Origin of the sequence: Millionella massiliensis, assembly GCF_900104655.1 — a bacterium.
GTDB lineage: Bacteria > Bacteroidota > Bacteroidia > Bacteroidales > Rikenellaceae > Rikenella > Rikenella massiliensis.
In genome coordinates this window covers 2,690,819-2,716,904 of sequence record NZ_FNWD01000002.1, presented here as the reverse complement: position 1 = coordinate 2,716,904, position 26,086 = coordinate 2,690,819, and the positions used below count along the sequence as shown (strand labels likewise).

General features: G+C 58.3%; 13 protein-coding genes, 1 tRNA gene and 1 pseudogene. 10 read left to right on the top strand and 5 right to left on the bottom strand.

Going from position 1 to position 26,086, the window contains the following annotated elements; genetic code table 11:
* Nucleotides 1-70 precede the first annotated feature (70 nt).
* Nucleotides 71-2,719 carry a glycoside hydrolase family 38 N-terminal domain-containing protein gene (locus BQ5379_RS10325; RefSeq protein WP_071135359.1) on the top strand — a complete coding sequence of 883 codons (2,649 nt, stop codon included), beginning with the start codon at nt 71-73 and terminating at the stop codon, nt 2,717-2,719.
* Between the two features lie 154 nt (nt 2,720-2,873).
* On the opposite strand, the gene BQ5379_RS10320 is transcribed toward BQ5379_RS10325, so the two are convergent.
* The 4 genes from BQ5379_RS10320 to BQ5379_RS10305 all read right to left on the bottom strand — a co-directional run bounded on the left by BQ5379_RS10320 (nt 2,874) and on the right by BQ5379_RS10305 (nt 10,848).
* Complete coding sequence (locus BQ5379_RS10320; protein ID WP_205408204.1) at nt 2,874-5,027, bottom strand: glycosyl hydrolase family 95 catalytic domain-containing protein; 2,154 nt, start codon at nt 5,025-5,027, stop codon at nt 2,874-2,876.
* A 247-nt stretch (nt 5,028-5,274) separates the two neighbouring features.
* A complete protein-coding gene (locus BQ5379_RS10315) occupies nt 5,275-8,559 on the bottom strand; it encodes an endo-alpha-N-acetylgalactosaminidase family protein (protein WP_071135357.1) in 3,285 nt (1,094 codons plus the stop codon).
* A gap of 451 nt (nt 8,560-9,010) precedes the next feature.
* Entirely contained in the window at nt 9,011-10,504 is a 1,494-nt protein-coding gene (locus BQ5379_RS10310; protein ID WP_071135356.1) for a Gfo/Idh/MocA family protein, read from the bottom strand.
* A 44-nt stretch (nt 10,505-10,548) separates the two neighbouring features.
* Nucleotides 10,549-10,848 carry a hypothetical protein gene (locus tag BQ5379_RS10305; protein ID WP_071135355.1) on the bottom strand — a complete coding sequence of 100 codons (300 nt, stop codon included), beginning with the start codon at nt 10,846-10,848 and terminating at the stop codon, nt 10,549-10,551.
* Between the two features lie 220 nt (nt 10,849-11,068).
* Between BQ5379_RS10305 and BQ5379_RS10300 the strand changes: the two genes are divergently transcribed.
* From BQ5379_RS10300 to BQ5379_RS10285, 4 genes are all read left to right on the top strand, one after another.
* Nucleotides 11,069-14,056 (top strand): glycoside hydrolase domain-containing protein, encoded by a 2,988-nt coding sequence (locus BQ5379_RS10300; RefSeq protein ID WP_143039456.1) that lies wholly within the window; start codon nt 11,069-11,071, stop codon nt 14,054-14,056.
* 520 nt (nt 14,057-14,576) lie between these two features.
* Nucleotides 14,577-16,349, top strand: coding sequence for a hypothetical protein (locus BQ5379_RS10295; RefSeq protein ID WP_071135353.1), 1,773 nt, complete (start codon nt 14,577-14,579; stop codon nt 16,347-16,349).
* Between the two features lie 231 nt (nt 16,350-16,580).
* Nucleotides 16,581-17,909: a BNR repeat-containing protein gene (locus tag BQ5379_RS10290; protein ID WP_071135352.1), complete on the top strand. Its 1,329-nt coding sequence runs from the start codon at nt 16,581-16,583 to the stop codon at nt 17,907-17,909.
* 475 nt (nt 17,910-18,384) lie between these two features.
* Nucleotides 18,385-19,716, top strand: coding sequence for a BNR repeat-containing protein (locus BQ5379_RS10285; protein ID WP_071135351.1), 1,332 nt, complete (start codon nt 18,385-18,387; stop codon nt 19,714-19,716).
* 115 nt (nt 19,717-19,831) lie between these two features.
* Here BQ5379_RS10285 and BQ5379_RS10280 read toward each other — a convergent pair whose 3' ends face one another.
* Nucleotides 19,832-21,064, bottom strand: coding sequence for an ROK family transcriptional regulator (locus BQ5379_RS10280; RefSeq protein WP_071135350.1), 1,233 nt, complete (start codon nt 21,062-21,064; stop codon nt 19,832-19,834).
* Nucleotides 21,065-21,411: 347 nt separating this feature from the next.
* Here BQ5379_RS10280 and BQ5379_RS10275 point away from each other — a divergent pair, with 347 nt between their 5' ends.
* The 5 genes and pseudogenes from BQ5379_RS10275 to BQ5379_RS10255 all read left to right on the top strand — a co-directional run.
* Nucleotides 21,412-22,332 (top strand): hypothetical protein, encoded by a 921-nt coding sequence (locus BQ5379_RS10275; RefSeq protein WP_071135349.1) that lies wholly within the window; start codon nt 21,412-21,414, stop codon nt 22,330-22,332.
* 145 nt (nt 22,333-22,477) lie between these two features.
* On the top strand, nt 22,478-23,500 hold the full coding sequence (gene dusB / locus BQ5379_RS10270; RefSeq protein WP_071135348.1) for a tRNA dihydrouridine synthase DusB: 1,023 nt from the start codon (nt 22,478-22,480) through the stop codon (nt 23,498-23,500).
* Between the two features lie 135 nt (nt 23,501-23,635).
* Nucleotides 23,636-23,709, top strand: a tRNA-Asn gene (locus BQ5379_RS10265).
* A 484-nt stretch (nt 23,710-24,193) separates the two neighbouring features.
* Nucleotides 24,194-25,273 (top strand): restriction endonuclease, encoded by a 1,080-nt coding sequence (locus BQ5379_RS10260; protein WP_262493675.1) that lies wholly within the window; start codon nt 24,194-24,196, stop codon nt 25,271-25,273.
* 21 nt (nt 25,274-25,294) lie between these two features.
* Nucleotides 25,295-25,570, top strand: a pseudogene (locus BQ5379_RS10255) (type ISP restriction/modification enzyme); the annotation flags it as partial.
* Nucleotides 25,571-26,086: the final 516 nt, after the last annotated feature.

The window sequence follows — 26,086 nt, the reverse complement described above, 5'->3', positions numbered from 1 at the left end:
CCCTGCATTTTTTGTCATCATTGACCCTCCGATCGACCACCGATCGAAAAACCCAAACCCAACCTCACCTATGAAACGATTAGCCACCGCGCTGTTGCTGAGCCTGCTCCCGCTGCTGGGCTGGAGCAGTCCTCCGCAGCAGACCGGCACCCCGCCGCAGGTGGACGAGATCATCGTCATCTGCAAGACCCACTTCGACATCGGCTACACGCACCGCGTCAACGAAATCGTCCAGTACTACCGCACCGAGATGATCGACCGCGCGCTGAAAGCCATGGAACGCTCGGCCAACCTCCCGGCCGAACAGCAATTTGCCTGGACCCTGCCCGGCTGGGTGCTGGCCAAGACCATGGAGGAGTGGGACGGACAGGACCCCGCCCGACAACAGATTCTGGACACCAAATTCCGTAACGGCCAGATCATCTCCCACGCCGTACCCTTCACCCTGATTTCGGACGTCTGCGGTCTGGAAGAGATGGTGCGCGGACTGCATTTTTCGTCTGACCTGAGCCGCAAATACGGCCTTCCGCTCTCGCGCTCGGGCAAGATGACCGACGAACCGTCGCACACCGCCGCCCTCGCCACCGTGCTGGCCCAGGCCGGCGTGAAATTTCTGCACGTGGGCTGCAACTGGCCCAGCGGTTATGTCAAAACCCCCGGCCTGTTCTGGTGGGAAGGGCCCGACGGTTCGCGCATTCTGATGCTCTACTCGCCGAGCTACGGCACCTGCTACGCCCTGACCCCGTCGTGGCAGTGCGCCACCGACCCCATGCTCAGCCCCAACCTGCTGCCATCGGCCGACTGGCCCTACAAAGTGTGGCCCGCCATCATCGTAACGGGCGACAACTCCGGCCCGCCCACCGCCGAACAGATTCAGGAACTCTTTGCCGACGCCAAGAAAAAGATGCCCGGCGTCAACATCCACATGGGGACAATGGACGACTTCTACGACGCCCTGATGCGGTACAATCCCGACATTCCGGTGGTCAAATCGGCCATGCCCGACACCTGGATCCACGGCGTGATGTGCGACCCGGGCGGCATCCGTCTCTTCCGCGAGACCCGCGCCCAGCTGCCCGCTGCCGAGATTCTCAACACCCAGCTCAACCAGTGGGGTGTGACGACGCCCGATGCCAGTGCTCCGATCGCCGACGCCTATGAAAAGATGGGCCTCTACGGCGAACACACCTGGGGCGGCTCCGGTTCGGTCGACGCTTATGGTAAAGCCTTCGAAGAGCTGCCCGCCAACCAGTATGCCGATCTGGAAGCCTCATGGGAAGACAAGACCGGCTACGTCCGCAGCGCAGCAGCCTCGACGCAGAGCGTCCTGCAAAACGCGCTGACCGGCCTTGCCGACAACGTCCGGAGCAAATCCGCGTCGTATCTTGTCTACAACCCGCTGCCGTGGAGCCGCTCCGGATGGGTTGAAATCGACGGCCGCCGCCTCTATGCCGACCAGATTCCCGCCTGCGGATACCGCGTGATTCCGCAGAAGAAAGCAAAACCGGCCCGGGAGAAGACCGGTAACACGATCGAAAACCGATACTACCGTATCGTGCTCGACCCGTCGTCGGGGAGCATCACCTCGTGGGTCGACAAACGCACCGGTCGCGAATGGGTCGATCCGAATGCCGCACAGGGACTGGGACAGTACCTGAACGAACGCTTCACCTTCGAACAGACCCTGAACTACACGATGGCCTACCAACAGGGGCGTGCCGGCGGATGGCCCCACCCTGGGATGCACAAACCCGGCATGATCTCCGAAAAGGAGGTTCCCTATCGCGCCGCGACCTGCGCCGGCGGCACCCTGCAAATCACCGAAGAGCGGGGCATCCAGACCGCCGAGATGACCATGCCCGGCGACCCGTCGAACCACCTGCCCGGCTCGAGCCTGCGGATCACGCTCTACGACGACCAGCCCTACGTCGATCTGGAGATCACCCTGCGCGACAAACCCAAGGACAACTGGCCCGAAGCCGACTGGCTCTGCCTGCCCTTCCGGATCGACCAGCCCGAGTTCCAGGTCTACCGCCAGCTGGGAACGATGAATCCCGCAACGGAGATCCTTCCCGGCGCAAACCGCCACCTCTATGCGGCTGAAAACGGCGTCACGATCACCGGTGCCGACGGAGCGGGCGTAGCCGTCTGCCCCATCGACCATCCGCTGGTGAGCCTCGGCACCCCGGGCTGCTGGAAATATTCGGAAGATTACGTTCCGACCCGTCCGGTCGTCTATCTGAACCTCTACAACAACCAGTGGAACACCAACTTCCGCTACTGGTATCCGGGCACCTGGAGTTCGCGCGTCCGTCTGTGGACCATCGATGCCGGAACCGACGCCAGTGAACGGACCCGTTCGTTCATGACCCGTGCGCTGGAAGCCCGCCAGCCGATGGAGGCCATGGCCATCGAACGCGGGAACGGAAACGGCACCCTGCCCTCCACACGTGCCGGCGTAACCCTTTCGCGTCCGGGCGCCACCGTCACGGCCTTCTGTCCCGATCCGGACGGCCATGCAGGCACGCTGCTCCGCATCTGGGAACAGGCCGGGGCCGGAGGTACGGTGACCGTCACCCTGCCGGAAGGAGTCGAGGTTTCCACCGCCACACCGGTGAATCTGCGCGGCGAAAAGAGTGGCGAACCGCTGACCGTCACCGACCGGCAGTTCGACATCGAGTTGCCCGCCTACGCTCCGGCCAGCTTCCTGCTGCAATAACCGTCCTTCCCGGAGAACAGCATACCGCCTCCGTCTGTAAACGGACACCGCGACAGGACTCTCTCCCAAAACAAGCGCCTCCGTGTTATCTCAGGATAACACGGAGGCGCTTTTATATTCAGCCCGGGAAAGATCTATGAATGTCCCGACTGCCCTACTCCATTCTCAGCAGTGTCACGGTCTCTCCCTTAGGGATATTGAGCCGCACCGTCCCCGCCTGCTTACCCTCGGAGACCTCGACCCGTTTCGACGCCTTCACACGCAGCTGTTCGGCAGGAATCCCCGTTCGAACCTCACACGTGCCGCCATACAGGCTCCGAATCGTCACCTCGCACGTCAAGCCGCCCCGACGGGTGGCACTCACCTCGCAACCGCACTGCGTCCGCAGCCCCTCGTAATGAATATCGGGCCACGCATCGGGAACGGCAGGCATCACCTGAATCTCCTCGCCACGGCTCAGAAGCAGCATCTCGGTATAGGATTTCAGCACCGCCATCGGCGTCTCGAAACAGGGCCCCGACTCTTTGTACAGGGTATTGAACTCTGCGAATTTATCAAAATAGGTGTTCAGGTAGCCATAAGCCCGCTCGCCCTCGCCCATCAGGGTGGCCATCGAAGCCGCCCCGCTGTAGGTGTAGCCGCAGTAGTAGCCCCCCCTGTAACCGAGCCAATGGTTGATCGACCGGTTGGCCAGATCGCGGTTCACCGGATTGTTCAACGAGAGGGTCTGCAACGGATAGAACATCAGCAAATGCGAGAAATGGCGATGACCGGCAGCCAGACGAACTCCCCGGCCGATCAACATCCCCTCCTTCTCGTCCTGCGGATAAGGGGTCAACTTCTCCAGGATACGTTCCCATTCCGGCAACAGTTCGTCACCGATGGCGTACTGGCGGTCGATCTCCACCAACCGTTCGCACCCCCACCGCAGAAGGGACAGCTCGAAGTTGCAGTCCTCGGCATCGGCATACTCCGGCGAATGGCTTTTGGGCATGTGGAGATACCCGTCTTCGCCCTCGAACAGAAGCCACCGGTAGTAATTGACCGCCAGTTTGAGCAGCGGGAAGAGCCCTTTGCGCATCCGCTGTTCGTTCTGCGTGTACTGGCAGTATTCCCAGTAGTAATAGAGCGTCCAAAGCATCAGACCGTGCTCCTTGCCCACCGGGCTGATGCAGTCATACGAACTGGTACGCCCCACGGCGATCGCCGGGTAGGGACATTCGGCCGGGACGTTCCGCTTCAGATTCTCGACCTGCTCGTCGAGCATCCGGAGCATCGGTTCGGACAGTTCACTGTGGCCGATGACGCACATCGGAGAATAGGTCAGCTGGATATTGAGGTTCCACCAGACGGCCGGCCAGGGGGTCACGTTGTAGTACCACGGCCCCATCAGGTCGATCGGACAACCGTCGCTGCGCGTGGCCGACCCCAGTTTGTAGAGCTGCATCCAGAAGAAACGGTCGTAACGCTCCTCGCCCACCGAGATGTAACACCGCGAATAGAACCGGTGCCACCACTCGCGGTGCGACTGTTCGACCCGCTTGAGCGGTACGTTCCGCACGGCTTCGATATCGGCAATCGCCTCGTTTTCGGTGTCGGTACGCTCCTGCGAATAGGCCACCGACGCAATCAGCAGTTTGCGGCCCGGTGCAACGTCGCGCGTCGTCCATACGGTTGTGTATTCACCTCCGGCCGTCATCGGCTGCTTGCAAATGGTGTATTCGCCCCGGGTGAAGATCGTCGGGGCGGGATTGGGACGGTAATGTTCAACACCGGCATCCTTGTAATACTTGCGGGGATAGGTGAAACGCGGACAGGCCGAAAGCTCCGGAACGAACGTAATCTCGGGCAGACGCTCCCCCTTCCACTCGATCACATAGACGTTCTGTTCGGCGGGGGTCCAGGTGGTCCACTCGATCGGCCCTCCGTCCGGACGCTGAATGGTCCCCGTAACGCGGGCGCCGTAGAGATCGATGGTCATGGACGAATGGCCGCCCGACATGGGCAGCATGAATTTGCCGATGGGGAGTCGACTGCGGCTGTAAATATCGGAATAAGGTTCGCCGGAGCGGTGGTCATAGAGGTCGGCACGCCCCAGTTCCCAGCAGAGCGTATCGCCGGGCTGTTTGTAAACGGAGGCTCCGAGCAGGCCGTTTCCGATAATGCCGCTGCTGTAATAATCGTTCACCACCGAGTCGGTCGTAGCGGCAAACCGCTCGAGGTCGTGTGCATAACGGGTCGGCAATTCCCCCGCCATTGCCGCCCCGGATCCCATGAGGATCAGAGCGCACAAGCGTTTGATTTTCATCATCCTGTTTTTAGAAGTATGTATTCGGATCTCGACGGACAGCCTGCCTTCACTTCGGAGGAATCGGCCATCAGGCCACACCGCACCAACGCACGACGCGTGCCCGAGCTGAACAGCTGCAGGGGGGATAGACACACGCCACGGAGAGTCTGCGAAGTGAGAGACAGGCTCGGAAACTTACTGCCCGGGAAGTCCGTTGCACCCCGGGCAGTCTCTTTTCCGATCGCCGCAGTCGAACAAATATAGGCTATTTTTTCGATTCGCGCACACCGAAGTCGTCGACCACCAGCGTACCTCCGCCCGTTTTGACGATCGCGAAATAGTAGTCGTCCGCCTGGTCGGTCGTGAAGCGGGCCGTGAAACGTCCGCGCCCATCAAGCGGCTCGGAAACCAGCGTACGCCCCGTGCGGGCCGAGCGCACCACACCGCGGTAGACCCCGTCGGCCGAAGCATCGTACTCGAACTCGATCGCATAAGAGGTCTCGGGCGCAAAGCTCAACAGCGAAGGCATCGTGCGGAGAATCTCGCCCTGCCCTTCGTCGCGGGTTTTGAACGACCAGTTGCCGTTAATGACATCGCCTTCGGTATAGGGGTCGTGGCGTTCGCTCAGGTGCGACGTGCAGGAAGACCGCTGCGCCAGCATGAAGGGGCCCCAGCCGAACGGTATGTGTTCAAAATCCTCGAAATAGAGGTACCCCTCGCGCACGGTGGGTGCTTCGACCTCCATCAGCCGCACGTCGTCGAAGCGGACAACGGTCGTATCCGAAGCCGACGCGGCGGCCCGCAGCATCAGTGCAAAGCCGTCCAGCCCGTGGAGACGCATCTCCAGTCGCTGGAAACGGGTTCCTTTCTTGTCGGTATTTTCGACATAGGTCGGAATCCCGGTCCAACGGATCGACACCTTGCGGTCGTCGTCGGGCGTTACGACGTGCATCGACGCCTCGCACTCACCGTCGATCTGCACCCAGGCCGACAGGTGGTAGTGTTTTTCGGGATCGAGCCCTTCGATCTGCTGCACCACTCCGCTGGCTTTTGCACCGGAGAGTTTGAGCTGCGACTGTCCGTAGGGGGTCACCTCCCACGAGACGGCCCGCCGGGCACCCATCGGCTTCCACCACTCGAACGAACGGCTGTCGAATCCCATGTCTCGCACCGCACTGCCGTAGCTCCAGTCGGCCGCCAACAGCGCCGGCGGTTCGTCGCGGTAGAGCACGTAGGGGACACCGGCCTCGGCCGATACGCTGACCTGCCCCTCCTGCACGGCAAGACGCCCTGCGGCCTGCCGTCCGCGGTCAGTCAGCCGGTAGAGGCGGACGGAACGAACGCCGTTCCAGGATTCGGGCAGCGTCCATTGGGTGGTACCGCCGGCGGGGTTGTAATGGTAGATTTTCTCTTCGGTCTGCGGATTCCACGGGATAAAGACCACCTCGCCCTCCATCCATTTGCGACCGTGGCGGTATAGGCTCGTCACCCCGTCCACGCACCGGGTCTCGACCCCGTCGCGGAAACGGGCCGCCGTATCGCCGATGGCCAGCACCGGGAAGTGCATCACGTAACGCAAAGGCAACTGCCGGGTGTAGAAGTTCCGGATCGCCAGCGTCATGTCGCGACCGTTCTGCCACCCTTGGAACCCGACTTCGGCTCCGCGACCGTAGCCGCCCAACAGCAGAGAGTCAGCGGCAAAGGCGTCGCGGCGATGGTTGTGCACGAAACGCGATATGCGGCTTTTCGACTGGGGGTTGTAGTGGGCCCAAATTCCGTAACGGTTGAAGACCGAGGCATCTTCGGTCCAGATGCTCCACCCGCGCTCGTTGAACATCCGGGCGGTACGATAGGCCCAGTAACGGTGTTCGCGGTAGGTATCGAGGTAGATGAACGAGAGCCCGGGCAGGTCGCGGTGCAGGGCGTCGAGCCGACGGGCAAAAGAGCCGTTCAGGTGGTCGGCCTCCTTGTTCATCAGATAAGCCCGGTCGAGCCACTGCCAGCCGGGTATGCGGGTCACAATCGTGTCGTTGAAGGCATGTGCTTCGGGGTAGGACTCGCTGTGGTTGATGTGCAGGCCGATGCGGGCGTTGTATTTTTTCGCCTGCTCGATGAGGATGCGCAGGTCCTCGAGACCGCCGGCCCGACGGTTGTAGTGACCAGCATAGTCGGGATGGGCGCTGTCGTGCCCTTCGGACTGATACCCCTTGAGTTCGACCATCTGTCCGAATCCGTCGGTCAGGTAGTAGACCTTCTTGATGTTGTCCAACTGGCGCAGAAAGGGGTACTGTCCTTCGCTGGCAAAGTTCATCGTAATGGTTGCGTTGGCGTTGCGCATCTCCTCCACGCCGTAGGGTTCGGGGTAGACTTCGGCCAGCGCCACGGCACCGTCCTGCCAGGTCACCCGGCCGTCACCGTTGACGTCGTCGGCAAAGATGACACGCACGCAGGGCAGTTCGGTGATCAGGCCGTCGGGCCCACGGTAGATCCACTCGTTGGAACCGATCGATGTGGCCCGCCCATCATTCTGAAACAGGAACTGTTTGCTCTCATACTGCGAATTGTTGTCCAGCGTAACGGCAAACTGCTCATTGTTCAGAATCACAATGGCTGCCGGGACGGGCACCGTATCGATTTTCCGCTCGCTCAGCTTCCAGAACTCATCCCGCCCTTCATCCCAGGCCACCGATAACCGGGCCGCAGGGTCATCGTTCGACAGACTGGCCATATAATTTTCCCCCAGGTCGATTGTCCGTATGCGGAAATCACCCGTTTCGCGGATGTCGGTTACACGCCATTCATACACATTGCCGCACACGCTGTGCCGAACGTCCACCTCAACGCCGATCTGCGGGAATCGGCACCGCGTGGTCATCGTGCTGTCGTCCATCCGGACGGGTTTGTCGACTTCAGCTTCATACCGTTCCCCATTAAAGACCCATCCCGACTTGGCACCCGTCCCGATCCCATGCTTTTTGTCCCAACGAAAGAACTCCGGCAGGCCACGGAATATATCCACGCCCAATCGCTTCCCGTTCAGATCCCGTGTGGGACTGTCATTAAACCGTGTCCATCCGACAGGCATATCGCCGTCGCGACCGGTAGCCTTCACATCATAGATTTCCGCCTCGCCCCCGTCCCAGACCCGGAATCCGGCCCAACCGGCCTGATCGTAACCGCGCCACGGCAGGGCGACGTGTGCCACCTTTTCGCCATCCACCCGCAACTGCAGGGCCTCGTCCACACAATCCACCCGCACCCGACGGGGATAGTCCGCATAGAGTTTGGCTATGTCCGTCGCGATCAGCTGCCGTCCCTGCGGCGTTTCGACATACCAGTTGGAATATCCGAGAATGTCGGACGTCAGATCACACCCCACGTAAATCCACTCCCGGGGGGACACGTATCGCACCACCGCACCGATGTGTGAGCGGTCGTTTCCGGGAACCACGGTGAACTCCAGCGAGAGATTCCGGCTCCGGGCGACAGTCGTATCGACCACCATCAGATCGCCGGCCGCCCACAGGCACAGGGTGTCGCCACTCGTCACACACGAGGCCTGATTTTCACTGTGGACCACCCTCCAGGGCGTTTCCTGCGCATGGATTCGTACAAAAGAGGATACAACAAGGAGAGCCGCAACGGCTGCGGCACGGGAAACATAACAATACATCGGTTGAGAGTCTGTGGATTAGTACGTACCTAAGGTTTGGTGGCCTAAGTTACAAAAACCGGCCTGCATTCGCAAATTCGCCGACCGGCATCCTGTATTTTCCGACCATGACCCAAAACACCTGACGCTGACGCAGATTTCCCCCACGCTTCATCCTCCAACCACCCTTTCCTCCTCACTATCATCATCGAATTCCGCCCCCCAACAACAGGCAATCACCCCCACACACCACCTCATCACCTTCCATGTTATGGGTACAAAAAAAGTCGCGCTTTGCTCTGATGAGCAAAGCGCGACTTCCCTTATTTTCAGACCGTCGGCAGGACGACTATTTGGCAGGAGCAGCAGTTACACCCAACGCTTCGGCATCGGCCGGAGTGAAGGCGTAGGTTTGTCCCTGGAGTTTGTTCCAGGCACCGCGGGTGAAGTCCGGAATGGCTACCGGTGCGCTGCCGTTCATGATCGAGAGTTCCGACAGACCGGTCAGACACGAAAATTCGGCTGCGTCGTAAACGTCCATATCGAGCGGCAGACCGTTGCGCAGGCAGTAGATCAGACGGTAGTCCATCACGAAGTCCATACCGCCGTGGCCACCCACTTCCTGAGCTTTGGCACCCACCTGTTTGATAACGGGGTGTTCGTAGTCAGCCAGCAGTTTGTTAAAGGTCTCTTCGGGAACGTAAGCATGGCCGCTCAGGTTCTGGTAATCGAGACCCTGTACGGCTTCGTTGTCGGCTTCGATCGAGATGCCCGGGCTCGGCCATTTCTGAGCAAAACCCTTGGTACCACTCACCTGATGGATGCGGCTGTAGGGACGGGGACTGGTAACGTCGTGTTGTACCATCATCGTTTTGCCGTTTTCGGTACGGATCAGCGTGGTGGTATGGTCACCCATGCGATACGGGGTCTTGGCATAGGCCGAGGTGTCGCCGAATTTCTTCTTGGCATATTCGGTCATACCGAATTCGTCGGTATTCATCGACACGAGCACCTTCATGCGGTCGCCGCGGTGAATGCCCAGAATCTGAGCGATCGGGCCAAGGCCGTGGGTCGGATAGATGTCGCCGGTACGTTTGGTGTTCTGTTTCAGACGCCACATGTCGGCATAGTGTCCAGGTTCGCCCTCTTCGGCAAAGTTCATCGAGCGCAGGTCATGCAGGTAGGCGCCTTCGACGTGGATCACTTCGCCGAACAGCCCTTTCTGAGCCATGTTCAGAGTAGCCATTTCGAAGTTGTCATACACGCAGTTTTCGAGCATCATGCAGTGTTTGCGGGTCTGCTCGGCGGTGTTGACCAGGGCCCAGCATTCGTCGATGCTCATGGCTGCCGGAACTTCGATGGCTACGTGTTTGCCGTCTTTCATGGCCTGTACGGCGATCGGCGTGTGCCAATCCCAACCGGTGCAGATATATACGAGGTCAATATCGGGGCTGGCCACCATCTTGCGCCATGCAGCGGTGTCGCCGTAGTATTCCTGAGCGGCGGGCAGACCTTTTTCCTGAAGCATCTGGTTCGAAGCCTTCACGCGGTCTTCGTAAACGTCGCAGAGGGCCACGATCTTCACACCGGGAATATAGGTATAACGACGAACAGCATCGCTACCGCGCATCCCCAGTCCGACAAATGCCACGCGGACAGTATCGATGGGGTCGGTCACCAGGTTCAGGACGTCGGTCTGACCCGGTGCGCGTTCAGGCACGGGCAGTTCGATCACGTTGACGGTTTGCTGACCGTCGGCCGTAGCAGCCGGCGAGCCGCAACTCTGGAAGCTCACCGTGACCATCGCGGCCAGCAGCGAACAAAGTACCAATTTGATTTTCATCTGTTTCGGCAGGTTTTTGGGAGTTTGAGTATTACGTTTGAAAATTATTCGGCTTTGGCGGTTTTGCAGGCCTGGCTGAGTTCGGCAAAGAGGTTTTCGACCCCTTCGTTCATCTCGCGACGGATCTGCGCGTAGTGTTTGCGCACCAGCGAACGGTTGTGTTTTTCGGCCGGGCGGTTGATGCGGTCGAGCAGCGAGTTGTTGAGCTCGGCGGCTTTGTTGATGATGGCGAAGAGGGCTTCGCGTCGGTCGGCCGGTTGGAAATAGAGAGCGATCGAGGCGTCGGAGATCACTTCGTTTACCAGGTAGGTCAGGTCTTTTTTGATGTTACGGATGCTTGCCATATCGTAAAATGTAAATGATTTTCTTACTAAAGAGCAAAGTTATGTTTTTTCTCGAAAATAACAATTTTAAAACCATCCCTGAACACGCTTTGAAGATATAGGAAACGACACAAAACCCACTGGATTTCTCTCCGATTCGCCTAACTTTGCAGAACGGGGAGCGGACGGACCGTTCCACACCCCATTTTGTACTTTACCCAAACTTAAAACCTACCGAATCGTGAAAAAGCTATCCCTGCTCGCCCTGCTGCTCCTGACCGCCTCGTGCAGCACCTCCTCCGGGCCCGACGGCGAGAGCCAGTACCAACCTTACGCTCCGGACGGCATTCCGTTCGCCGTGGCCGACTCGGCCTGGCAGGCCGACCAGTACGGCAACCACCGGGCCGTGGTCGAAGTGAGCGATGCCGCACCCAACTCCACCGTCCAGGTAACCCTCCCGTGGCGCCGCCCCGACCTGCGTCCCGAGACCAAAAAGATCGTCGTGACGGATGCCCGAACCGGCCAGAGTGTCAACAACGTCACCGTTCGCGAACTGACCTCCGAACGGGGGCAGATCGCCTTCGAAGCCACCGCCGGCAACGGAACCTACTACGTCTACTACCTTCCCTACCGTTTCCGCAAGGGGTGGGACGACGCCCGCTACGGCGATCCGTGGAACGACTACCTCGCCCCCGAATATCCCGACTCGGCCTGGCTGGCCAACAGCTCCGCACCGGCTGTTGAAGGACGCGTGGTCCGTTTCGAGAGCCGCACCCGCTTCGACGCCTTCACCCCGATGGGGAACATCGCCACAGCTGCCGAAACAGAACAGTTGCTGGCCCAGCACCCCGAAAACCCGGTACTCTTCACCGAAGACCGCGCCTTCCCGATCCGCCTGACCCGCCAGCTGCCCGTGCGCTGGATTCAGAACGGCCCTTCGGATCATTTCGAAGGGGTCGCCCTGCGCAACGAATACTACGTATGGCAGATCGGCGTATGGGCCGCCCATGACTCGCTGCGAAACGTGCGGCTGGCTTTCAGCGACTTCCGGAACGGCGACCAGGTCATTCCGAGCGACTCGGTCACCTGCTTCAACCAGGAGGGCACCAACTGGGACGGACAACCCCTCACCTACACCATCAACGTACCGAACCGTCAGATCCAGGCCCTCTGGTGCGGCATTCAGATTCCGCAGGACGCAGCCACCGGCACCTACACCGGTACCGCCACGCTGACCGCCGACGGCATCGAACCGCGCCCGATCGATATTCAAATTGAGGTAAAAAAACAGCTCCTTGCCGACAAGGGCGACTCCGACCTGTGGCGTCACGCCCGCCTGCGCTGGCTCAACTCCACCATCGGCATGGACGACCAGCCGATCGCTCCGTTCCAGGCCATGAGCCTCGACGGGACGACCATCACCGCCACCGAAAAGAGCGTCCAGCTTGGCGAGAGCGGTCTGCCCGCCTCGATCCGCCTCAACGAACGAGAAGTGCTGGCCGCACCGATGGACTTCGTGGTCAGCACCTCCAAAGGCGACCTGCACCTGACCCTGCCCGACCTCCAGCTGCGCAAGAGCGCCGACGGCCTGATCGAATGGGAAGGCCAGAACAGCCAGCAGGGAATCACCTTCCGCTGCACCGGCCGGATGGAGTTCGACGGCTACCTCCACTACGAGATCGCCCTCAGCGCCGCCCAGCCGACCGAAGTTTCGGACATCCGGCTCGAAACGAACTACACCCCCTACGCCTCGGAATACTGCATGGGCGCCGGTCTCAAGGGCGGCAAGAGTCTCCGCCGCGACTACCGCTGGGACTGGTACGGCCCGTGGGATAGCTACTGGATGGGAAACGCACAGGCCGGTCTGCACGTGGAATTCCGCGGCGGCACGTACCACGGCCCGCTGCTGAACGACTATAAACCGGCTCCGCCCGCAACCTGGGCCAACAACGGCAAAGGCAGCGTTCGTTTCTCGTTCCGGGGCGATGCGGCCCGCGTGGTGGCCACCTGCGGCCCGTCGACCCTCACGCCCGAAGCCCGCACCTACGAATTCGACCTGAAGATCACGCCGACCAAACCGCTCGACACCCGTCAGCAGTTCGCCCAGCGTTACTACCACAGCGCCCACACCGGTTTCGACAAGGCTGCCGAAGAGGGAGCCAACATCGCCAATATCCACCACGCCCAACCGCTCAACCCGGTCATCAACTACCCGTTCATCGTGCGCGACTCGCTGAAAGCCTTCATCGCCCATGAACACGAAGCCGGCCGCAAGGTGAAACTCTACTACACCATCCGCGAACTGAGCAACTACGCCCAGGAGATCTATGCCCTGAAGAGCCTCGGCCACGAGATTCTGGTCAGCGGGCCGGGCTACGGTCTGCCCTGGCACTGCGAACACCTGATCGACGACTACAAGGCCGCCTGGTACACCGAACTGCCGGGCGAAACGTCGGACGCAGCGCTGGTGCTGAACGGTTTCTCGCGCTGGATCAACTACTACCTCGAAGGGCTCCGCTGGATGTTCGAGAACTACGACATCGACGGCATCTACATGGACGACGTTTCGTTCGACCGCCCCGTCATGAAACGCATGCGCCGCATCATGAACCAGTACCACCCCGGCGCCCTGATCGACCTGCACTCCAACACCAACTACTCCATCGGGCCGGCCAACCAGTACACCGGATTCTTCCCGTACGTCAACCGGCTGTGGTTCGGCGAGAGCTTCCAGTACAACGTGATGGGTCCCGACGAGTGGTTCGTCACCTTCTCGGGCATCCCGTTCGGCGTGATGAGCGAGATGCTTCAGGACGGCGGCAACCGTTTCCTCGGCACGGTCTACGGAGCCACCGCCCGCCACTCCTACGGCGCCTACTCGCCGGCACCGGTCTGGAAACTGTGGAAAGAGTTCGGCATCGAAGAGGCTGCCATGAAGGGGTACTGGGACGACGATTGTCCCGTCGCGACCTCCGATCCGGAGGTCAAGGCAACGGCCTATGTTCGTCCGGACCGCACGTTGATCGCCGTGGGCAACTTCTCGACCGACACGAAACAGGTGCGCCTGACCATCGACTGGCAGGCGATCGGTATCCCGGCCGACCAGGCGGTTATCTCGGCCCCGGAAGTTCAGGATTTCCAATCGGCCCAGACCTTCCGCCCAGGCGACGTCCTGCAGATCCCGGCCAAAGAGGGTCTGCTGCTCCTGATCACACCGAGCGGGAAATAGTTTCCCTTTCTGTTTTGTATATTAGTACCGGGAAAACCTATTTTCCGGTACTTTTTATTTTCCCCGCGCTGAAATTCAGGCTATTGATCACCTATTGCACCGTTTGTTTTCAGAAGAAACAGTCCCCGACAGATAATTAGACAGACTACCCCCATCGCCAAAAGGCCTGTCACAAAGAGCTTCGCCATTCACTACCCTCCCCCTCGAACCCGCTCAAAATCAGCCCTTCCTTATTCCATACTACTCTCACACGCTGCGTAAATTCATTTCTGCAGTGAATTTATTTTTGGAACACTGTTCCAAATGTAAAACTATTTTATACCTTTGTTGAAGAAAGCAAGCAAGGCCCCGTAAAATGCCCTCAAAAACACACGGAGGCACATTCCGGGAGCCGACACATGACCCCACGCCGCACCCCATTCCATCTATCCCCGCCCCAGGTGCAGCGGCAGGAAATGGAGGATATGCATTCCGCAAACCATACCCCATTTCGGCGAAAAACCAAAACCCACCATACACCATGAAACCCATCACACTGCTGACCGCAGCCACGATGCTGCTAAGCATGCCGGAGCTATCGGCACAAACCAACTCGAGCGGGGAAAAGAACTACTGGAACGAAAAGACCCTGCTGATTCCCTACCGTCTGGCACCGGGAGCTGCCGACCAGAAACCGACCTACATCGATCTGGAGGGCGACGGTGATCCAGACGTGCTTCGGACCGTGACCACCAACGGCATCCCCGTACAATGGATCGACGACGACGATGACATGCAGTACGGCGACCTGGAGGGAGACACCGACAACGACTGCCTGATGGTCGACCGCAACAAGGACGGCATCTACGGCGGTTACGGTGACCTGATCGTCGACTGGGTCGGCGAAGACGACGAAGGCAATCCCGCCATGCAGGTAGTTGTCGACAACATCGCCGAGAAGAACCGCATCTACCCCAACAACGGTCACTACATGTGGGTCATCGACACCGACAAGGACAACATCTTCAACTACATCGACTGGCATAACTTTTCGCTGCGCTGCTGGATCCACAACGGGCTGAGCGACTTTTACGAAGACTACCACGGCCAGAGCGCCTTCATGAAGATCCACAGCACCCCCGAACGGCTGAACGACGTGCGGATGAACTGGGAGAATCCCTTCCTGTTCTACGATCCGGACAAAGACGGACTGACCGAGATGGCCATCCGGCTGTGTGACTTCCCGAAGGTCGCCCATCAGGACGGGCAGGCCAACTCGCTGCTCACCGGCAAGATCGACTGGGTTTCGCTGTCGATGGACATGGACAACGACAACGCCCCCGGCAACGAATTCGATCTGGACATGACCATCCACTTCAACGGCCCCGGTTTCAACTACGAAGGTCAGAAACACTACAACAAAAACCTGCGCGGACTGCCCGAAGCCGACACCTTCTTCCTCGACTCGCGGTGGCGCCAGCTCCCCGAGCTGCTCTACCCCGACCACGAATCGGCCTGGGACCTGGTCTTCAACGAAGGGAAATGGGACAAAGTGTGGTTCACCTATGACGAAGACGACGACTGCAACCGCTGGGAGCGCGTCGAGCTTTACCTTCCGGAAAATCCGTTCAAGATCGGCCAGGGCAAAGGCGGCATCGACACCTGGGGACAGGCCGACCCGACCGGCGACCGCGGCGAATGGGACCAGGACAACTCCGGCCACGGCCAGCTGTACGTCAGCCCGATGGACGGCAAGATCCACCTCTACGGAGCCGAGTGGGGCTGCTGGCGCATCGACCAGAACACCCGCTACTATCAGGGCATGGGCGGCATCTATGACGGCTACGGCCCGAAACGCGCCGAACGTGAACCGACCAAATTCCCGACCGTCAAATATACCGACACGAACGAAAACGGTTTCTTCGACCTGATGGAGTTCGACCTGGACGGCGACACGCTCTTCGAACAGCGCATCTCGCTGGTCGACCTGGGGATCGACGACCGCTGCCCGATCATCAACACCGCCGACATGGAGTACGACGACTTCGTGAAACTCCAGAGCAGCGTATCCAACCAGATGTGGAAAAACGCCGAAAAAGCGATCGAAGCGGCCGAAGCGAAGAAGCTCAACACCGACTGGTACGCGCTGATGAAGCACCCGAAATCGACCCGCCAGCGCTACCATTACGGTTTCTGGCTGCAATTCTACCTCTACAACGACCTGAAAGACCTGGCCCGCCGTACCAACGACACCGCACTGGCCGAAGTGATCGACCGGGCCTACCTGCAAGGCAAGTGGGAGCTGATCAAATAATCCATCGCCCCACCAAACGTGGCGCCAAGGCTGGCACTTCGCCGCCAAACACTGCGCCGGGCCCGCGTACACCGACGACAGCAGGAGCCTCCGAACGATTCGTGCTCCTGCTCTTCTTGACCGGTTTCCGATTTTAACACTTCATACCCATACCCGTTCGGAGCCCCTGTAAGTAAGCAGAGACCTCCGACCCATCCAAAACCGCCACCCCATTTTAATTTTGTTACCCCGATGAAACCTATCCACATACTTGCCTGCGCCGCCCTGCTGTTTGCCACGGGGTGCGCCCGCCAGCCAAAGGAACGCACGCTGGAGATCGACCGCGTCGTGGCCGACTTCCCGGTCGACTTTGCGCTGGTGACCGCCGATCCCTACCAATATGTCGCCTACTACGACTCGGCCCACGTGATGACCGTCGCCGCACGACGGCTGGACGAAGATCAGTGGCAATACCAGAAACTGCCGAGCAAAGTCGGCTGGGACAGCCATAACTACATCGCCATGAAGGTCGACCGCGAAGGGATGATCCACCTGAGCGGCAACATGCACGGCGTACCGCTGGTCTACTTCCGCACCGAGCGTCCGCACGACATCACCACGTTCCGCCCGATCCACCACATGACCGGCAAGGACGAGACGAACGTGACCTATCCGCGCTTTATGGACGGCCCGGACGGCACGCTGGTCTTCCACTACCGCGGCGCCGGTCCGCGTCACGCCAACACGGTCTACAACCAGTATGACTACGCAACCCAACAGTGGACCCGCCTGCTCGACACGCCCATCATGGACGGCGAAGGGATGTGCGCCTACTTCAAAGGTCCCGATCTGGGCCCCGACGACTACTACCACGTGGTATGGGTATGGCGCGACACGCCCGACTGTTCGACCAACCACCACCTGTCGTATGCCCGCAGCCGCGACCTGATCCACTGGGAGAGCGCCGGCGGCGTACCGACCGAACTACCCATCACGATTGCCGACACCGCCTTCTGGGTCGATCCGATTCCGGTACGCGGCGGGATCATCAACGGCGCGGCGGACTTCGGTTTCGACCACGAGAATCGCCCGATGATAACCTACTACAAGTACGACACGGCCGGTAACTCGCAAGCCTATGTGGCCCGCTGGGAAAACGACGCCTGGAACATCGTCTGCCTGAGCGACTGGGACTACCGATGGGAGTTCCAGGGCGAGGGAAGCATCGGCACCTTCCCGATCAAGCTGACCCCGGCCCAGCCGCAGGACGACGGTCTGATCCGTATCGGCTACCGCCACGCCCAATACGGCACGGGCTACTGGCTGCTGGACGATGAGAGTCTGAAAATCGTCGCCAACGAGATGCAGAGCGCCGATGCCGACGTTCAGAACGACCTGGCACAGGAGAATCCGAGCGAGTTGCGCAAATATCCGCGACGGGCTCTGGACAGCGGCACTTCGCTACCCGAAGACCGCACCTACCGGCTGGAGTGGGAGACCTACCCGGCCAACCGCGACCGCAAACGTGACGGTGCTCCGGTCGAACCCTCCACGCTGCGGCTGATCGAAGTACGGAACTAATCCCCCGGTGCATATCCACGGAGTCGGCGCCGGGCGAATCCACAACCGATTTACCCGGCGCTTACCTCCATACAGACCGTCCCCGGAAGCCAACCGGTCGAAGCAAAGGTTCAGGCAAAAGTTGAGGTAAAGCCTGCGTAACGGCCGCCGTACCCTTTCCGCCATACCACGCCCCACCCGTCATGCCGTGCTCCGCCCGCCACCACAATCGTAATACATCCGTTGCACCACGACAAGGTCGCGATCCGGCCTTTCGTACTGCTTCGGCCGCATGATACCACTGCTGTAACTACAATGAGACATCATTCGGTCACGCGACCCTCCGCGCCCCCAAACCGAATGGACGGAGCGGTCGGCCCTTCAGCCACTCCACCCCGCTCACTTTCCGCTCTTTGAGGAAATCCATTCCCCCTCAACCCTGTTTTTTCAGACCCCCATCTTTCTAAGCAATCACCCACAAAACCCGTATTCAACCATGAAATGGATTCACATACTTGCCTGCGCCGCCCTGCTCTCCGCAACGGGATGCGCCTCCCAGCCACAGGAACGCACGCTGGAGGTTGACCGCGTCGTAGCCGACTTTCCGGTCGGTTTTTCGCTCGTCACCGCTGAACCGTACCAGTATGTCGCCTATTACGACTCGGCCCACGTAATGACCGTCGCCGCCCGCCGGCTGGACGAAGATCGGTGGCAGTACCAGAAATTGCCGAGCAAAATCGGCTGGGACACTCACAACTACATCGCCATGAAGGTCGACCGCGAGGGTATGATCCACCTGAGCGGCAACATGCACGCCACACCGCTGGTCTATTTCCGCACCGAGCGTCCGCACGACATCACCTCGTTCCGCGAGATCCACCGGATGACCGGCCAGAATGAATCGCGCGTGACCTACCCGCGCTTTATGGACGGCCCGAACGGCACACTGATCTTCCAGTACCGGGACGGCGGCAGCGGTGACGGAAACATGATCTACAACCAGTACGACTACACGACCCACCAGTGGAGCCGCCTGCTCGACACCCCGCTGCTGGACGGCGAAGGGGCCATGAACGCCTACCCCATAGGCCCGGCCATGGGACCCGACGGCTACTACCACATGCTGTGGGTGTGGCGCGACACGCCCGACTGCGCCACCAACCACCATCTCTCGTACGCCCGCAGCCGCGACATGGTCCACTGGGAGAGCGTCGGAGGCCAGGCCGTCACCCTGCCCATCACGATCGCCGACTCGGTGCTGTGGATCGATCCGATTCCGGTACGCGGCGGGATCATCAACGGCGCGGAGGATATCGGCTTCGACCACCAAAACCGTCCGCTGGTTACCTATTATAAATACGACTCGGCCGGCAACTCGCAGGCCTACGTGGCCCGCTGGAGAGATGACCGGTGGCAAATCGCCCAACTGAGCGACTGGAACTACCGCTGGGACTTCCAGGGTTACGGCAGTCTCGGCACCTTCCCGATCAAGATCTTCCCGGCCCGGCCGCAGGACGACGGACAGGTCCGCATCGACTACCGACACTCCCAGTACGGCACAGGCTACTGGCTGGTGGACGAGGAGAGCCTGCAGGTCGTCGCCCACGAAACACAGAACACCGAAGCCGACGTCCAGAACGACATCGCACAGGAGAATCCGACCGAACTGCGCAAATATCCGCGTCAGGCTCTGGACGAAGGGACTTCGCTGCCCGAAGACCGCACCTACCGGCTGGAGTGGGAAACCTACCCGGCCAACCGCGACCGCAAACGCGACGGGGCTCCGGTCGAGCCCTCCACGCTGCGGCTGATCGAACAATCCCGGTAGCACGAATCATCTCCCCGCACCCGCGGATGCCTATCCGAACGACAGAACGGGGCGAATCGAAGGTTCGATTCGCCCCGTTCTGTCATATTCAGGTCACCGGGTGGTGCCGAGCGCACTAAAGGATGCCGAGCATCCGGTTGCGGGTCAGCAGTGCGGCTCCCAGGATGCCGGCCGTATCGCCCAGCGTGGAGAGACGCAGTGTGGTGTCGCGGGTCACCAGCCGCAGCGAGTATTTGTTCAGCGCCGTACGAATCGGCAGCATCAGGTAGTCGCCGACCTCCGAAAGAGGACCGCCGATCACCACCAATTCCGGGTTAAAGAGGTTGATGAGCACGCTGATACCGCGACCGAGCTTTTCGCCGATACCGGTGATCAAATCGATCGACAGCACGTCGTCATTCTTGGCCGCATCGATGATGTCGTGCATGGTTACCTGCTCGCCGCTGTGGAACTTCGACGAGAGGATCGAGGTTGCACCCTCGCGCATCCGTTCTGCGAAAATCGTCTCCAGCGCCATCCCGGACGCTTCGGTTTCGAGGCACCCTTTTTTACCGCACTGGCAGATCTTTTCGTTATCGAAGAAGGGGATGTGGCCAAACTCGCCGGAGAAACCCGATTTTCCGTAATAGAGTTTGCCGCGAACGATGATCCCCACACCGATACCGCGGCCGACGTTGATGAACAGGGCGTTCTGCACGGCACTGCTGTCCCCGTTGAGGTATTCGGCATAGGTCATGGCCCGGGTGTCGTTTTCGACAATGGTTTCGAGCCCGGTCTTCTCGCGCACGATGCGGGCCAGCGGATAACCGTCGGCATTCATGGCGTTGTAAATCACGCCCGAAGCCGCATCGACACGCCCTTTGACGGTGATGCCCATTCCGAAAATTTTATCGCGTGCATTGCCGAGTGTCGCGATAAATTCGTTAATCCGTTCCGTGAGCGTATCGATGAACTGAGTGTTGGTATGATACGAAAACGGGACGTTTTGTTGCACCGTAACGGTATTTTTATTGAGATCGATCACCCCGAATCCCACGCTGTCGTCCTGAATGGTCACCCCCAGGAAGTAGCCCGAATCGGACACCAGACCGTAGGCGCAGGGCCGACGGCCGCCACCGGTTTCGATTTTACCCAGATCGCGGACATACCCTTCATGGATCAGTTCGCCGACCAGTTTGGTGATGGTCGGGTTGCTCACGTTCAGAATGCGCGAGAGGTCGGCAATCGTACAATCGCCTTCGGTCGCCAGCGCCAGAATGATCCGTCGTTTGAGCATGAAAGCCTTGTATGCCACCACACTCATTCCCTCGTCCGTAACGGGACCCAAAATGGAAGTTTTAATAGTCATTGGTCAGAAAAAGATAATCAAAATTTCACTACAGGGTTTGCAAAATTCCGGCGCAAGTTAGCAAAAAACATCACAAAACGAAACTCAATTTTCAATAAAATCAAAAACTCATCACCCTTTCGGGAAAAAACTATTGCGCCGAGAAAAAAAGTTTTTTGTATCCGAATTTTTCCATACCTTGCACCCAAAATGTACGGGCAGCAAGGGCTGCCACACATTGGCCCATCGCCGGAAACCGCCTGCCCCCATCGGCAGCTAACCCCGGCCCGAAGCCCGAAAAGCAAGTTAGGCACGTAATTTGCCGCTCACCCCAAAGAGCACCCACCGCTCGACTAAAAACAGAAGTTATGGAATATAACGAAACCGACTACGACTACAACGACTACCCGCAGCAGCCGGAAGGAGGCAGTTCGATCAAAGGACTCAAAATCGCCATTATCATTCTGCTGGCCGTACTGGCCGTTATCTCCTTCTTCTTCTGGCGCCAGGTCCAGGAACTCAAACAAAATGAAGCCGGACTGACCGAAGAACGCGACACGCTGACCAACCGACTGACCGTTCTGCTCGGCGAGATGGGGCAACTGAAAGTCGACAACGACACCATGAACGTGGCCCTGATGCAACAACGCCACGTGGCCGACTCACTGCTCGACCGACTCAAAAAAGAACGCAGCTGGAACTACTCCAAAATCAAGAAATACGAGCGTGAACTCGGAACCCTCCGCACCGCCATGCAAGGTTTCGTCCGCCAGATCGACTCGCTCAACCGGCTCAACCAGCAGCTCGTAGGCGAAAACCTCCGCTACAAGAAAGAGATGTCCTCGCTGCGTCTGCGTACCGAAGCCGCCGAAGAACGCGTCCAGGAACAGGACAACATGCTCAAACGCGGTTCGCAACTCCGCGCCCGCGACGTGGTACTGCAACCCTACAACAAACGCAACAAACTCGTCAAGAAGGCTAAACAGACTGAAAAACTCGTGACCGAATTCGTACTCTCGGCCAACGAACTCGCCACCCCCGGCGAACGTACCGTCTACGTGCGCATCATCACCCCCGACGGTGACATTCTCGGTTCGCCCGATGGTGGCAACTTCACCTTCGAAGGCGAAAACTACGCTTACTCAGCCAAACGCGCCGTCGATTATCAGGGCGAAGACCTGCCCATGAGCATCTACTACGACGCATCAGGCCTCTACGCAGGCAAATATACCGCCATGGTATACGTCGACGGTCAAATGGTCGGCCAAAGCGACATCATCCTGCAATAACCCCACCGGCCGCCGCACCGCACGTCCCGCGAGCGACGTCAGCGACCGGCCACAACCAGCCACGAAGCGGGACGCTGCAACCACAGCGTCCCGCTTCTCGCATATTTGGAAGCTCCGCCCGCAGACGCTACCTTTGCACCCGCCTATGAAAATCAGAGATCTCGACCTGGGGCAGACCCCGCTCTTTCTGGCCCCTATGGAGGACGTCACTGACCCCTCCTTCCGCTATATATGCAAGAAATTCGGTGCCGACATGATGTACACCGAATTCATCTCAGCCGACGGCCTGATCCGCGACGCCCGCAAATCGCTCGCCAAACTCGCCATCGACGACAGCGAACGCCCGATCGGCATCCAGATCTACGGCAACGAGATCGCCCCGATGGTCGAAGCAGCCCGCATGGCCGAAGCCGCCGGCCCCGAAGTGATCGACATCAACTTCGGCTGCCCCGTCAAGAAGATCGCCGGCCGGGGTGCCGGTTCCGGCATGATGCGCGACGTGCCGAAGATGGTCGAGATGACCCGCCAGATCGTACAGGCCGTCCGGCTGCCCGTGACCGTTAAGACTCGTCTGGGGTGGGACGACGAAACGAAAAACATCGAAGAGATCGCCCTCCGGCTTCAGGACGTCGGCATCGAAGCCCTCACCATACACGGACGCACCCGCGCCCAAATGTACCGCGGTGAGGCCGACTGGACCCTGATTGGAGCCGTCAAGAACAATCCCGCCATCCATATCCCGATCATCGGCAACGGCGACATCGACTCCGGTCCCAAAGCTGCCGAAATGTTAAAGCGCTACGGCGTCGACGGTCTGATGATCGGCCGCGCCACGTTCGGACGCCCGTGGATCTTCCGCGAAATCCGCCACTACCTCGACACCGGCGAGGAGCTTCCCCAACCGACCGTTCTGGAACGCGTGGCACTGGCCCGCGAACACCTCGCCAAATCAGTCGAACTGAAAGGCGAGCGCACCGGCGTACTGGAACTGCGCCGCCATCTGAGCAGTTATTTCAAAGGACTGCCCGATTTTCGGGAAACACGCGCAAAGCTGGTCACGGAGCCGACCCCGGAGGGCGTTGCCCGCATACTCGATTATATTTCAGAGCGTTGGGGTAACTGGGACGCGACGCACACCGTTCCACCCTTCATCTACGACCGAAGCTAAATCGACTTTCCGCAAAAAAAAATTAAATTTTTTCACTCATTTTTTTGGAGGTAACGATTTTTTACTTACCTTTGCAACGTCAAAGAAAGAGAGGGGGACACGAAAGAGAGAGGGCGAGTTTGACAAACGACATATTCCTCGATAGCTCAGTTGGTTAGAGCACCTGACTGTTAATCAGGGGGTCCAAGGTTCAAGTCCTTGTCGAGGAGCTTAAAAATCAAAGGGTTATGGAGTTTTCCGTAACCCTTTTTCGTTGATGGAACACACAATTTGCACACAACTCGCGAAATGAACTTGTCTGCGAAATTCTAAAATATCCCACATCTGGGTGCAATTATCGTTCTCAAACATTGTCTTTTCAAAAGTTCAAACCTATTCGAACCCGCACGATAATCTATCGAATTAACTCTTTTACAAAACCAACACGTTTCTTCCTCTTATTTATCCCCAATTCACTATTTGTTATTAGACCTATTTTGCTATGACGATTTTTAACACAGATACTCAATAAGTTTCGTAGATAGGCTCTCTCCGAACGCGATAAAGGAGACCGTTTCGAACGCCTGATGCAGGCCTACCTAAAAACCACAGTTCTATACGCTAATCTTTTTGAAGAGGTGTGGCTATGGATGGAATTTTCGTATCACAATCAGCTCGGAAGGATGCCACGGGTATTGACCTGCGGCACGTACCATCGACGGCGAATATTGGGCAATACAGTGTAAATACTATGTGGCGGATGCAGTTATCACAAAGCCCGAGGTAGACAGTTTCCTATCCACATCGAGTAAATTTTTCGAGACAGATACCGGCACTACCGGCTTCGTACAACGACTATGGATTTCGACGACAAACAAATGGAATAGCACGGCAGAGCAGACTATACGGAACCAGAATCCTCCGGTGACACGTATGAACCTCATCGATCTCGAAAACGACAATGTTGACTGGAATAGTTTTGAACAGGGAATTTTCGGCAAGGCATCACGCTCCAAACCCCTCGTAATAAAAGAGCACCAACAGGTAGCAATCGATCAGACCCACACATATTTTCAGTTCGATCCAGACACGGGCCGCCCGGTCCATTCCCGCGGCAAACTTATTATGGCCTGCGGTACAGGTAAAACCTTCACCTCGTTACGAATTGCCGAGAACGAAACCGGAGGCCGGGGATTGGTACTGTTTCTGGTACCATCGATTGCCCTGCTGGACCAGACACTACGGTCCTGGATGCAGCAAGCTCAGAAGCCCCCGACGGCAATTTGTATTTGTTCCGACCCTCAGGTATCGAAGCAAGCCGAAAAAAACGACGACAACCTGACAAGCATTGTCGATTTGGCCATGCTCGCATCGACCGATGTACCATCAATCGTCAAGCAGTTGCAGCATGCACGCCGACGCAATGCCGATGGGCTGACCGTCGTATTTTCGACCTACCAATCCATCGACGTCATTTCGCGAGCCCAAGAACAGCTGCTCGCAGAGACCGACGATGCCTTCGGTACGTTCGATCTCATCATTTGTGACGAAGCACACCGAACGACCGGCGTAACGCTCAAGGATGAGAAAGAGAGCGCCTTTGTACGGGCACATAACAACGATTTTTTGCGAGCCACCCGCCGTTTGTATATGACTGCCACGCCTCGCCTTTACACCGACGAGACGAAGAAATGCGCCGAAGAAAATTCCGCCATACTCTACTCGATGGACGACCGTTCGATGTACGGCGAAGAAATAAACTACCGGGTCGAAAAAAAGCGTTTCGGCAAATAGAACAGCAAAACAGCCGACAAATCGGTCATCATTTTCAACAACGCCATCATCATCGAAGACATACCTCTCGAAGCCTGCGAATACGTGGTGAACGGCAAGTCGGCCATCGAGTGGGTCATAGAGCGCTATGCGGTGAAAACCGACCAGGCCAGCCAGATTACGAACGATCCGAACGACTGGTGTCGCGAGCACAACGACCACCTGTACATCCACAACCTGTTGCTGAGGGTCATCACCCTCTCGCTCGAAACGATGAAGATCGTCCACTCGCTCCCGAAACTCAAACTCGAACAATAGACCCCTTCATGTGATTCGCCGCCTTACCTGTTACCTGCGCATCCCCGGCCTCCGAACCCTACGTCTTAATCAGGGGGGCGATGGTTCAAATCCAATTGTTCCTGCAAAATCAATAGTTAAGGAGCTCTTCGTAACTTTTTGTTGATGACACGCACAATTCGCACACAACTCGGATCATATCCGATAAACTTTTTTGTTTTCGTAAGTCATGAATAACCAAAGGTGTGGTATAGATTTGAATAAAACAAGACAGATTTTTTAGATTTAATTTTCATATTATATACAAATTCTGAATAATAATCGTCTCTAAAAAACAGTCGTAGACTTATAGGTTACAAGAGTGGTATTATATTTATCGGGGCTTTGACATTCCCCCTTCTTGTGTGTTGGAATGTAGTGGAAGTTTACAATTTTATACGAACCATATGTGTTTTTTCTGGATGAGTGTTTCTGGTCGAAGAGGTTAACTTGGGACTGCTTCCCTCTGCTCTTTTTGCGTCGGCGAATGGGACACCG